At 37.8% G+C, this 12,180-nt stretch carries 11 protein-coding genes; all 11 read right to left on the reverse strand.

Annotated elements, in window-relative coordinates; genetic code table 11:
* Positions 1 to 181 precede the first annotated feature (181 nt).
* Complete coding sequence (glmS, locus tag M0R38_09475; protein MCK9481973.1) at positions 182 to 2,017, reverse strand: glutamine--fructose-6-phosphate transaminase (isomerizing); 1,836 nt, start codon at positions 2,015 to 2,017, stop codon at positions 182 to 184.
* Positions 2,018 to 2,027: 10 nt separating this feature from the next.
* Positions 2,028 to 3,326, reverse strand: coding sequence for a methionine adenosyltransferase (gene metK / locus M0R38_09480; GenBank protein MCK9481974.1), 1,299 nt, complete (start codon positions 3,324 to 3,326; stop codon positions 2,028 to 2,030).
* A 129-nt stretch (positions 3,327 to 3,455) separates the two neighbouring features.
* Entirely contained in the window at positions 3,456 to 4,172 is a 717-nt protein-coding gene (locus tag M0R38_09485) for a sulfite exporter TauE/SafE family protein (GenBank protein MCK9481975.1), read from the reverse strand.
* Positions 4,173 to 4,226: 54 nt separating this feature from the next.
* Entirely contained in the window at positions 4,227 to 4,691 is a 465-nt protein-coding gene (locus tag M0R38_09490) for a FixH family protein (GenBank protein ID MCK9481976.1), read from the reverse strand.
* Between the two features lie 6 nt (positions 4,692 to 4,697).
* Complete coding sequence (gene ccoG, locus M0R38_09495) at positions 4,698 to 6,122, reverse strand: cytochrome c oxidase accessory protein CcoG (protein ID MCK9481977.1); 1,425 nt, start codon at positions 6,120 to 6,122, stop codon at positions 4,698 to 4,700.
* A gap of 11 nt (positions 6,123 to 6,133) precedes the next feature.
* On the reverse strand, positions 6,134 to 6,997 hold the full coding sequence (locus tag M0R38_09500) for a c-type cytochrome (GenBank protein MCK9481978.1): 864 nt from the start codon (positions 6,995 to 6,997) through the stop codon (positions 6,134 to 6,136).
* 4 nt (positions 6,998 to 7,001) lie between these two features.
* Positions 7,002 to 7,199 (reverse strand): cbb3-type cytochrome c oxidase subunit 3, encoded by a 198-nt coding sequence (locus M0R38_09505; protein ID MCK9481979.1) that lies wholly within the window; start codon positions 7,197 to 7,199, stop codon positions 7,002 to 7,004.
* An 8-nt stretch (positions 7,200 to 7,207) separates the two neighbouring features.
* Entirely contained in the window at positions 7,208 to 9,379 is a 2,172-nt protein-coding gene (ccoN, locus tag M0R38_09510; GenBank protein MCK9481980.1) for a cytochrome-c oxidase, cbb3-type subunit I, read from the reverse strand.
* Positions 9,380 to 9,571 carry a cbb3-type cytochrome oxidase assembly protein CcoS gene (ccoS, locus tag M0R38_09515; protein MCK9481981.1) on the reverse strand — a complete coding sequence of 64 codons (192 nt, stop codon included), beginning with the start codon at positions 9,569 to 9,571 and terminating at the stop codon, positions 9,380 to 9,382.
* 165 nt (positions 9,572 to 9,736) lie between these two features.
* The gene (gene eno / locus M0R38_09520; GenBank protein ID MCK9481982.1) at positions 9,737 to 11,026 is read right to left on the reverse strand and encodes a phosphopyruvate hydratase; all 1,290 of its coding nucleotides are present in this window, start codon (positions 11,024 to 11,026) and stop codon (positions 9,737 to 9,739) included.
* Positions 11,027 to 11,030: 4 nt separating this feature from the next.
* Entirely contained in the window at positions 11,031 to 12,128 is a 1,098-nt protein-coding gene (gene carA / locus M0R38_09525) for a glutamine-hydrolyzing carbamoyl-phosphate synthase small subunit (GenBank protein MCK9481983.1), read from the reverse strand.
* Between the last annotated feature and the right edge of the window lie 52 nt (positions 12,129 to 12,180).

Genomic DNA, 12,180 nt, shown 5'->3' on the forward strand with positions numbered 1-12,180 from the left:
AACACAATACCCATGCCTTAACTACTACAAAACCCGGTCAAACCAAGTTTTTAGTTATAAAACGACTTTAAAGTAAACCAAGTGATAGAATCACGTTTGGAAAGCCCCGATTTAACGCAAATGATCTTTCCTTGGGTTTTTACTATGTTTTGAACAGATGGAATAATTCAGACTTTATCCTTTACTCCACAGTAACACTTTTAGCCAAGTTGCGAGGTTGATCTACGTTACAACCGCGCATAACAGCAATGTGATAAGAGAGTAATTGCAGCGGAATGGTGGTTAACAAAGGAGAGAAGATTTCATCGGTTTCGGGAACTTCGATCACATAATCAGCCATGTTTCTCACTTGGCTGTCCCCTTCATTAACAATAGCTATCACAATTCCCTTTCTGGCTTTTACTTCTTGTATATTACTTATCATTTTCTCGTAGTGTCCCTTTTTAATTGCAATAAACACAACCGGCATTTGGTCGTCTATCAGTGCAATAGGACCGTGTTTCATCTCGGCAGCAGGATATCCTTCTGCATGGATATAAGAGATTTCTTTTAGTTTAAGTGCACCTTCTAACGCAACCGGAAAGTTAACTCCGCGTCCTAAATACAGAAAATTGTGAGAATCTTTAAACTTCTTTGATATTTCAATGATTTTCTCATTGAGTTCCAATGTTTTTTCAACCTTAGCAGGAATGTTCTCTAATTCTGCCATGTACAATTTCAGTTGAGATTTGCTGATTGTTCCTCTAAGATCCGCAAGTGCCAAAGCTAACAATGAGAGAACAGTAACTTGAGAGGTGAAAGCTTTGGTAGAAGCCACACCAATTTCAGGACCTGCATGTGTATATGCTCCTGCATCGCTCATTCGAGGGATGGAAGAACCAACTACGTTACAAACACCAAAGACAGTTGCATTATGTTCCTTAGCCAATGACATGGCTGCAAGCGTGTCTGCGGTTTCGCCACTTTGAGAAATGGCAATATACAAATCATCTTTGCTGATAACAGGGTTCCTATATCTGAACTCGGAGGCATATTCAACTTCAACTTGAATACGCGCTAACTCCTCAAACAAATATTCAGCTACAAGTCCGGCATGCCAGCTTGTACCGCAGCCCAGCATCACAATTCGATTGATATTTTTTAATTTTTCCTCGTATTCCTGAAGGCTTCTCATCATAAATTGACCTGTTGTAGAGTCAATTCTGCCTCTGAATGAATCAAGGATAGATTTGGGTTGTTCAAAGATTTCTTTTAGCATGAAATGCTCAAAACCACCTTTCTCAATGGCATCTAAGTTGATTTCTAACTCTTGAATGTAGGGAGATTTAACAACGTCTTCTATTGTTTTGATGGTGAGTTTGCCATTATTAATAAAAACCATTTCTCCATCATTCAAATAGGTAACTTTTCTTGTGTATTCAACAATCGGTGTTGCGTCAGAAGCAAGAAAATACTCACCTTCTTCACCATATCCAATTACGAGCGGACTTCCTTTTCTTGCAGCAATCAATTTACCTGAGTCATTGCGCGACAATATCACAATAGCATAAGCACCCACAACTTGGTTGAGTGCAAGGCGTACTGCTTCTTCCAATGAACACTCTTCTCTTTCTTTGATTTCTTCAACCAAATGAATCAGCACTTCAGTATCGGTTTCACTTTGAAACACGTGCCCTTTTCTCATCAGAGCTTCTTTTAAAGAATTGTAATTTTCAATAATACCATTGTGAATGACCGCCATATCGCCACTTTGACTCAAATGAGGATGAGCGTTGATATCGTTTGGAACACCATGGGTTGCCCAACGGGTATGTCCCATTCCAATTTTTTGAGGCATTTTGGGTGGAATAATGTTTTCTAAATCAACAACCTTACCTTTGGTTTTAAAAACATGTAGCTTACTGTCTAACAACGCAACTCCGGCACTGTCATAACCTCTGTACTCTAATCGCTTTAAGCCTTTAATAATAACAGGCAGCGCTTCTCTTTGTCCGATGTAACCTACAATTCCACACATGTTTTTTAGTTTATTTTAAATTGAATTCTTTTTTAAAAATCTTAATATGATTTAACTCTTCCCAAGGGAATAGTTTTACTTTAATTTTCTTAGTTTCTATTTTGCCGAAGGTAGGTCTTTCAAAGGTCTTTTCAACTACTTGAGGCTCTCTGCCCATGTGACCGTAAGATGCAGTTTCAGAGTAAATAGGTGTTCTGAGATTGAACATTTTCTCAATACTGTAAGGTCTAAGGTCAACTATTTTCATAAGTTTTTCAGCAATTTTTCCGTCAGACATTTTAACCTTAGCAGTGCCATAGGTGTTTACATAAAGACCAACCGGGTCTTTTTCACCAATAGCATATCCAACTTGCACTAACACTTCTTCGGCAATGCCGGCAGCAACCATATTTTTGGCAATATATCTCATGGCATAAGCAGCAGAACGGTCAACTTTTGAAGGATCTTTTCCGCTAAATGCACCACCGCCATGAGCACCTTTACCCCCATAAGTATCTACAATTATTTTTCTACCGGTTAAACCTGTGTCACCATGAGGACCTCCGATTACAAATTTTCCTGTCGGGTTTACCAAGTACTTTACATCCTTGTTAAAAAAGGGTTTGAAGTATGGATATTTCTTTAATACTCTTGGGATTAATACATTGATTACATCCTCTTTGATTTTGCATTGCATTTCTTTATCTGCCTTAGCAATATCAGCTGTTTTAGAAGATTTTGCAGTTACAAATTCATCATGTTGAGTTGAAACAACTATAGTTTCAATTCTTTTAGGCTTGTTGTCATCCCCATATTCTACTGTAACTTGAGATTTGGAATCAGGTCTCAAATAGGTCATTTTCTTGCCTTCTCTTCTGATTTCGGCAAGTTCTCTCAACAGGCAATGCGAAAGGTCAAGCGACAGTGGCATATAACTCTGTGTTTCATTGCTTGCATAACCGAACATGATACCTTGGTCTCCGGCACCTTGGTCTTCCAATTTTTTAGTTTCCACTCCTCTATTGATATCGGGCGATTGCTCATGTATAGCAGAAAAAACACCGCAACCATTGGCTTCAAACATATATTCAGATTTTGTATATCCTATTTTGGCAATGACATCTCGCGAAATCTTTTGAATATCAATATAGGTGTCTGATTTTACTTCACCTGCTAATACAACCTGACCGGTTGTAACTAAAGTTTCACATGCTACTTTGGATTTTGGATCCCAAGCAAGAAAATTATCTAAAAGCGCGTCTGAAATTTGGTCGGCAACTTTATCCGGGTGTCCTTCTGATACAGACTCTGATGTAAATAGATATGACATTGTGTTGTGTTTTTTTAGGTTGCGCAAAGGTATAGAAAAATGCCAATGAAAAATATTGCTCAAACTCACGTATTAGCACTTTTCCCAATAAGGGTTTCAATGCCAACTAAAGACGTTTTGTGCTTGGGCTCACTTATCAGGCAGCTCACAGCATTTCATCTTGTCTTGTTTAAGGCTAGGGCTAAAGTAGGGGATGTTAAGGTTCATTCCTCTCAGAATCATTAGCAAACCCATCAATCCTATAATGTAAGGAGAAATTTTGCGGATGGTGTTTCGCAATGATAGTTGAATCATATTGCCGGCAATACTCACGAGCATCATTGCAGGGAGTGTACCTAATCCAAAAAAAGCCATAAAAACCGCTGACTGCCAAGGTGAAGCAAATGCTACGGCACCGGTAATTGCCATATATACCAAACCGCAAGGTAGAAGACCGTTTAAAAGTCCTATTATACTTAACACCAAAGGGTTTTTGTGTTGAAATAATGGAGCCATTGTTTTGCTTAATGTTCTGTTCCATTGTTGAAGCCATGTTGAATTACCCATAATCCTTTTGCCAACTAACATCAAGATAAACATCAGCATTAGGAGGATTCCCAAAATTATTGAGAGGAGCTGTTGTGAAGAAAATAGCACAAAGGTTTTTCCAATCATTCCGAATAATGCACCTAAAATAGCATAGGTAACCACCCTTCCGAGATTATAAGAGATAATGCCTAGTGTTTTTCTGATTCCTGAAAGATGACCAACTGGCAATGATAGTGCTATAGGACCACACATCCCTACACAATGAAAACTGCCTAAGAATCCAAGTGTGAGCGCGGGTATGATGATCAGTGTAAACAATAGAAGAACAGGAAAATCAACATGCGAATATCGCTGCTATAATTTGTATAAGGGCTATTTTTTAACGAAGAAAGGTTGCTCCACATCATAACTTTTGTCGTTCATAGTCCAACCGCCTTTGAGAATGTATTTGCCGGATAGCAACTTGTTTCCTTCAATTATTATCATTCCATCTTTGTCAAGCTCAAGGGGCACGACTATATCCATGTTTTGATCGGAGGGTCTGTATAGAACCAGCTCTCCTTCAATGTTCTGAGCGATACATTCTTTAGGAAATTGTATCATTAAAAACTTGCCATCAAAGTGAATGTCAATCTTAGAAGAGAGGCTCTTTGTGTTGGCAAGTGCAGACTTTTTTTGGTCATATTTTAGTTCTGCACTGTAATAATCTTTCTCAACCATTGAAAAGCTTACTTTGGTTGTTTGATATACCAGAAAAAGTATTGCAATTGCTCCCAGACACAGAGTGATTACAATGCCTGTTCCCCAATTCCAAAAACCATATTTTCTTTCTTTCATATAGTGTTAATTCATGGCCGCAATAGGACCTAAGAAGTTTGTTTTCAAAGTTTTTATCTTTTCTCCTTGTTCATATAGTCCGATTTTGATTTCATTTTTACGGTTCTTAACTTCGGTTTTGGGCAGAATCACAAAAAATGTAGCCGAAGAATAATCATCTGCCTTTCCTGCAATATATGGCTTACCAACGTATTGAATAGCACCATTCATATCTTCTAATCTAAGCTCAAACATCCTATTGGTGAGTGTCTTGTTGATGATTTTGATATTAAATAAGTTTGAAATACTATCAGTACCTTTTTCTTGGTATAGCAGCCCGGGAGTTCTCAATATCTGACCTGTAATATTACTACGAGAAGCTAATAAACTCACGATACATACAAGAAGGAAAATTAAGGCAGCAGAATAAAGCTTGAGTCTTTTAGTAAAAGTAAATGCTTTATTATTTGCGATATTAAACTCAGAATCATACCGTATCAATCCCTTAGGGCGACCGGTTTTTTCCATCATAAAATCACAAGCATCGATACAAGCGGTACAATTCACACATTCTAATTGAGTTCCGTTCCTGATGTCTATCCCGGTAGGGCATACATTTACACACTGAAAACAATCAATACAGTCACCCAAGTCCCCTTGGTCTTTTTTAAACTTTCCTCTGGGCTCTCCGCGTCCGTAGTCATAAGCAACAACAATACTGTGTTTGTCTAATAACACACTTTGCATACGACCATAAGGGCAGATATTTGTACAGACTTGTTCTCTCAGAAATACATATACACCAAAGAAAACAGCAGTAAAAATTATAATACCTATAAAGCCCGCAAGATGTTGACTAACAGGCTCTGTAATAATTTTAAACAGCTCGTCCACACCGATGATATAGGAAAGAAAAGTATTAGCAATGATGAAAGAAAGCAGTGCATAAATCCCATATCGAAGAGAAAAAATTCCGACTTTTTTGGCAGACATAGGTGCATTTGACCATTTCCTATGATTTGCGGGTGTTCCTAAAATTAGAAAATCCACCCTTCGGAACAACATCTCCATAAAAATAGTTTGAGGGCAAATCCAACCACAGAATATTCTGCCATAAGCCACCGTAAAGATTGCAATAAATAGAATGGCTGCCAGCATAATTAATCCCAATACAAAGAAATCTTGGGGCCAAAATGCTTTTCCGAATAAGATGAATTTCCCATTAAAAAAATCAAAGAGCAATAAGGGTCTCCCATTCACTTTAATAAAAGGAACAGTAAAGAAAGCAGCATAATATAAAACAGCCAAAACGGCACGTCTATTAAACCACTTACCTTTTGGTTTTGTTGGTTTGATGTACTTTGATTTACCGTCTTCTGAAACAGTTGTGAGATGGTCGCGAAAGGATTGATCCCATAAGGGAATGTCTTTATTACTTAATTCCTCATTCATTTAAGCAATACTTAATTTTTGATTAAATCACCTTCAGGTTCTTTGGCACTTTGAGGAGTGGTTCCGTGAAGAGATTTGACAAAGTTTGTTATTTGAACGATTTGTTTATCAGAAAAATTTGCCTGCCATGCAACCATTCCCGTACCCGGCACACCGTATTTAATGGTTTTAAAAATATCATTCAAGGTGTTGCCGTGCATCCAATAATCATCAGTTAAGTTTGGACCTATTAGTCCTCCACCGTCATTCAAATGACAAGCAGAGCAGTTTTTCTCAAAAATCTCTTTTCCTTTTGCGATTTCACCGGCATCAGTTATTGCTTGGATATTGTTTTCGTCAACTTGATTGCCTGATTTTGCCAAGTATTCTGCTTTTGCTTGTTCGGCATGCGCATTCGCAATAGCAAGTTCTTCTAATTGAAGCGGTGCATTTTTTCCTACAAAATAAACCCACATATACACTACGGCAAATACCATACTGATTCTAAAACCCCATTTCCACCATGGAGGAGTAGGATTATCTAACTCACGGATTCCATCATAGTCATGCCCTAAGTCAATGGCAGCTTCAGATTCAGAATCTAAACTCCTTGTTTCGTTAAGCTGTTCAAGCCATGAACGTTTTTTAATCCCTTTCTTTTCATTGATTTCTTTTATCATGGGTGCGATTTGCTTGTTGATAGACAAAATGAATAACAAGATCGCTATGATAATCAATGCCAAGATGCTTGAAATGATATAAAAATAACCTGATGAAATTTCATTCGTATTGTTTGTTATTTCTTCTGCTGCTTCCGCAAATAATCCTGCAATTGGCATAGTGATGAATGTCAAAACAGCTGTAATCTGAATAAAAATCTTATGTGTCTTTTTCATGTTATTATTGTTGATTGTGGATGTTTAATGATTCGTCTTGATTGTCATCTAAGGGAATCCTTTTGATTTCATTGATTGTTTTTTTACTCTTAGAAAAAATCAAAATCACCGCAAGGATAAAGATAGTCATAAATAATATCAGCGTGATGATAGGATATATGCTCACTCCTTCGATAGATCTTAAAGAATTAATAAACCTCATTGATTCAATTATTTTATGGTACTAAGTTCGTTAACGTCTTTCTTCAAATCAGTTCCAAGTCTTTGTAAATACGCAATAAGAGCGATAATCTCTTTATCTTTACTGATTTCGATTTTATCTTTTTTCAATGAAGATTGAATTTTCTCTGCTTGCTTATCCATTTCGTCATTAGCATTGTTTTCATATCCATCGGGATAAGGAACACCAAGTCGTTTCATGGCTTTAATCATGCTAAAAGTTTTGCTTTTATCAACCTTATCTTTGAACAGCCAAGGATAAGGAGGCATAATAGAACCGAATGTTGTAGAGGTAGGTTCTAACATGTGATTAAAATGCCAACTGTCAGGGTATTTACCGCCCAATCGTTGCAAATCCGGTCCTGTGCGCTTAGAACCCCATTGATAAGGGTGGTCATATACAAACTCTCCTGCTTTTGAATATTCACCATAACGAGCTTCTTCGTCTCTAAATGGTCTTATCATTTGTGAGTGACAAGTATAACAACCTTCGCGGATATAGATACTCCTGCCATAAAGTTCTAAAGCTGAATAGGGTTGCACACTGCTGATTGTAGGCACATTCGATTTTACCAAGAAGGTTGGAACCATCTCTACCAATCCTCCGATTCCTACGGCAATAAGTGATAAAATGACCATCTGAACTGGTCTTTTCTCTACCCATGAATGCCAGTGTTCTTTTACATTAGACTTTATTTCAAATTTTGGCAAAGCTGCTGCTTGTGCCATTTCATTTTCAATCAGTTTACCTGATTTAATTGTTTTAAATAAGTTGTAAATCAGCATGAATACGCCAACCAAATAGAATGTACCTCCTAATGCCCTTAATCCATACATAGGCAAAATGGTATTTACAGTTTCCATAAACTGATACTTTAATACACCTTCAGGGGTAAACTGTTTCCACATTAGACTCTGGGTAAATGCAGCCCAGTATAAAGGTATTACATAGAAAATAATACCAACAATACCTATCCAAAAGTGTTGATTTGCTAATTTATTAGAATACAATTTTGTACCAAACAAACGCGGAATCATCCAATAGAGCATTCCGAATGCAAGAAAGCCATTCCAACCCAATGCACCCACGTGAACGTGAGCTATAGTCCAGTCAGTGTAGTGGCTGATAGCATTAACACTTTTGAGAGAAAGCATTGGACCTTCAAAAGTTGCCATACCATAACAAGTCAATGCTACCACAAAGAATTTAAGGATTGCATCCTCTCGCACTCTGTCCCAAGCTCCACGCAATGTCAACAACCCGTTTAACATACCACCCCAAGAAGGAGCAATCAACATGATTGAGAAAACAGTTCCCAGTCCTTGTGCCCATTCAGGAAGTGCAGTATAAAGCAAGTGGTGAGGTCCTGCCCAGATATAAATGAAAATTAAAGCCCAAAAATGGATGATAGACCAACGATAGGAATATACTGGACGGTTGGCTGCTTTAGGAATAAAGTAGTACATTAAACCTAAGAAAGGAGTTGTCAAAAAGAAGGCAACAGCATTGTGCCCATACCACCATTGAACCAAGGCATCTTGCACACCGGCATACCAGCTCACACTACCGAAAAGTGAATATGGCATTGCCATAGAGTTTACAATATGCAACATAGCCACAGCTACCCATGTTCCAATATAGAACCATATAGCTACATATAAATGTTTTTCTCTACGCTTGATGATTGTACCCATCATGTTGATGCCGAATACAACCCATAGCAATGTAATAGCAATATCAAGAGGCCATTCTAATTCTGCATATTCTTTTGCTTGCGTAAAACCTAACCATAAAGTTAATGCTCCGGCAAGAATCAGAAATTGCCAGCCCCAGAAATGAATTTTGCTCAATACATCAGAAAACATTCTGGCTTTTGTTAGTCTTTGTAAAGAGTAATATACACCGGCAAAAATAGCATTACCAACAAATGCAAAAATTACAGCATTTGTATGTACTGGACGCATACGTCCAAATGTTGTTGCTGCAAAGCCAAGATTTACTTCAGGATAGTAAAGGGACAATGCAGCCCATAGACCGGCTAACATCCCGATAACTCCCCAAAAAACAGTGGCATACGCAAAGTTTCTTACAGTTTTGTTGTCGTAGTAAAATGTCTCAAGCCCCGACTGTGTCGAGACATTTGTGTGTTTTTGTTCTTCCATTTAATGATTGGTTTTTGTTTGATTGTGTTGATAGTCTTCGTCTTGTTGTTTGATTTGAGGTTCAAAGAGAATTTTGTGTGCAGGGGAATAATCATCTTCGAACTGACCGCTTTTGACTGACCAAATAAATGCAATCAGAAATAATATGCCCACGAATAAGCTCACCCCTAACAATATGACCATTACTCCCATAGATTATTTCTTTTTTGAATCCACATTAATCAAGGCTACAAAAATATAATATAAAAGACTGTAAATTAACACCTAAAACATGATTTTTGTCATGTATAGAAATAGGTTATAATCTGCGCTAACTGCTTGTGTTTATTAGCAGTTCGTAGAAAACAGTGTGGTTTATTATTTAATAAACTTGAATCTCTTTCCGGGAAAAAATGCTTGGGCACCTAACTCTTGTTCAATACGCAATAATTGGTTGTACTTTGCCATTCTGTCGCTGCGAGATGCAGAACCCGTTTTAATTTGACCGGAGTTCATAGCAACAGCCAAGTCTGCAATGAAAGCATCCTCCGTTTCACCGCTTCGATGGCTGATGATATTAGTATAACTATTGCGGGTGGCGAGGTTAATTGCATCAATAGTTTCTGTTAAAGTCCCTATTTGATTTACTTTAACTAAAATAGAATTAGCGATGTGCCTGTCAATACCTTCTTGTAATCGTTTTACATTGGTTACAAATAAATCATCACCCACCAGTTGCACTCTTTTTCCAATTGCTTGTGTCAATTTCTCCCAACCTTTCCAATCATCTTCCCACAAGCCGTCCTCAATGGAAACAATGGGGTATTTGTTTATCCATTCTGTCCAATAGCCTACCATTTCATCACTGGTGAGTTTGTCTCCGCTAGATTTCTTGAAATGATAAACACCCTCTTCTTCTATGTAAAATTCAGAAGAAGCAGCATCCATGGCAATATAGATGTCTTCACCGGGAACATAGCCCGCTTTTTCTATCGCACGCAACACTGTTTCTATGGCTTCTTCATTGGATTTAATATTAGGTGCAAAGCCGCCTTCGTCACCCACATTGGTTGAATACCCTTTTTCCTTGAGTACACTCTTGAGATGGTGAAACACTTCAACCCCCATTCTGAGAGCATCACTAAATGTATCTGCTCCGAATGGCATTATCATAAATTCTTGGAAGTCAATAGAGTTGTCCGCATGTGAACCTCCGTTTAGAATGTTCATCATTGGCACCGGAAGTGTGCATGCATTCACTCCACCAAGATATCTGTATAAAGGCAATCCCACTTCTTGTGAAGCGGCTTTGGCTGCTGCAAGTGAAACGGCAAGTACAGCATTGGCACCCAGAATAGATTTGTTTTCTGAGCCATCTAAGTCAATCATCACCTGATCTAACTCTTTTTGTTCCTGTACTTCCATGCCCACAAGCGCTCCTGCAATTTTGTCTTCAACATTTTTAACGGCATTCAGTACTCCTTTTCCAAGAAACTTTGATTGGTCTTTATCTCTTAATTCAACTGCTTCATGAATTCCTGTAGAAGCACCGGAAGGAACGGCAGCACGACCAATAAATCCATCTTCTGTGATTACATCTGCTTCTACGGTTGGGTTTCCACGCGAATCAAGTATTTGTCTGGCAATAATGTCAACTATTTGGCTCATATTGTTATTTTTTGTTTGCTTGCATTAATGAAATAAAATCATCAAAAAGATAGTGAGAGTCGTGAGGACCCGGAGCTGCTTCAGGGTGGTATTGAACCGAAAACACCGGTTTTCCTTTTACTCTAATACCCTCTATAGTTTCATCATTGAGGTTAATATGTGTTACTTCAATCATTTCGTTAGGCTCATTTTTAAGCGCGAATCCATGATTTTGAACCGTAATTTCACATTTTCCTGTTTGAATATTTTTGACCGGATGGTTTAAACCCCTATGTCCGTTTTTCATTTTGAAAGTCTTTAGCCCGAACGCTTGTCCTAACAATTGATTTCCCATACAAATTCCAAATGTTGGAATATTAGCTTCCATGATTTGTTTAACGGTATTGACTGCATAAGTCATAGTGCCGGGATCTCCGGGTCCGTTAGGAAGCATTACTCCGTCAGGTTTAAATTTGAGCAATTCATTAAAATCAGTCTTTGCAGGATAAATTCCACAATAGACGTTTCTATTAACTAAATTTCGCAGAATATTTTGCTTTATACCAAAATCTAATACTGCTACTCTTAGCGGTGCAGATTCGTTGCCCATAGTGTAGAAACTTTTTGTAGAAACCTGAGAAGATAGTTCAAGACCTGCCATAGATGGCACTAAGGCAAGTTTAGATTTTAATGTCTCAATGTCAAAAATCTCAGAAGAGATGATAGCATTCATTGAACCCTTTTGGCGAATATGTTGCACAATTGCACGGGTGTCAACGCCTTCAATACCTACTACTCCTTTTTCTATGAAATAATCCTGTAAGCTTTTGGTAGCCAGCTTTCTGGAGTAATGACTCGCAAAACTCTTACAAACCAATCCGTGAATTTGAATATTGTCGGACTCAATTTCATTTTCATTAGTACCATAGTTTCCTACGTGAACAAAAGTTTGAACTAATATCTGACCAAAAAAAGAAGGGTCGGTATAAAGTTCTTGGTATCCGGTTAATCCTGTGCTAAAACATATTTCTCCTGTTGTTGTTCCTATTTTTCCGATTGCAAATCCCTTGAAAATAGTTCCATCTTCAAGAAGTAAGATGGCTTTATTTTTAGATATACTCATTTAAGCTGCAAAAGTAGGTCAAGTGTGCATTTTGTTTTGCACTTTTTTTCGA

The organism is Bacteroidia bacterium (genome assembly GCA_023228875.1).
Lineage (GTDB): Bacteria > Bacteroidota > Bacteroidia > NS11-12g > UBA955 > JALOAG01.

Excerpts from the sequence above, each read along its gene's own strand:
- glmS (MCK9481973.1), bottom strand. The coding sequence starts at position 2,017 with ATGTGTGGAATTGTAGGTTACATCGGACAAAGAGAAGCGCTGCCTGTT.
- metK (MCK9481974.1), bottom strand. The coding sequence starts at position 3,326 with ATGTCATATCTATTTACATCAGAGTCTGTATCAGAAGGACACCCGGAT.
- M0R38_09490 (MCK9481976.1), bottom strand. The coding sequence starts at position 4,691 with ATGAAAGAAAGAAAATATGGTTTTTGGAATTGGGGAACAGGCATTGTA.
- ccoG (MCK9481977.1), bottom strand. The coding sequence starts at position 6,122 with ATGAATGAGGAATTAAGTAATAAAGACATTCCCTTATGGGATCAATCC.
- M0R38_09500 (MCK9481978.1), bottom strand. The coding sequence starts at position 6,997 with ATGAAAAAGACACATAAGATTTTTATTCAGATTACAGCTGTTTTGACA.
- M0R38_09505 (MCK9481979.1), bottom strand. The coding sequence starts at position 7,199 with ATGAGGTTTATTAATTCTTTAAGATCTATCGAAGGAGTGAGCATATAT.
- ccoN (MCK9481980.1), bottom strand. The coding sequence starts at position 9,379 with ATGGAAGAACAAAAACACACAAATGTCTCGACACAGTCGGGGCTTGAG.
- ccoS (MCK9481981.1), bottom strand. The coding sequence starts at position 9,571 with ATGGGAGTAATGGTCATATTGTTAGGGGTGAGCTTATTCGTGGGCATA.
- eno (MCK9481982.1), bottom strand. The coding sequence starts at position 11,026 with ATGAGCCAAATAGTTGACATTATTGCCAGACAAATACTTGATTCGCGT.
- carA (MCK9481983.1), bottom strand. The coding sequence starts at position 12,128 with ATGAGTATATCTAAAAATAAAGCCATCTTACTTCTTGAAGATGGAACT.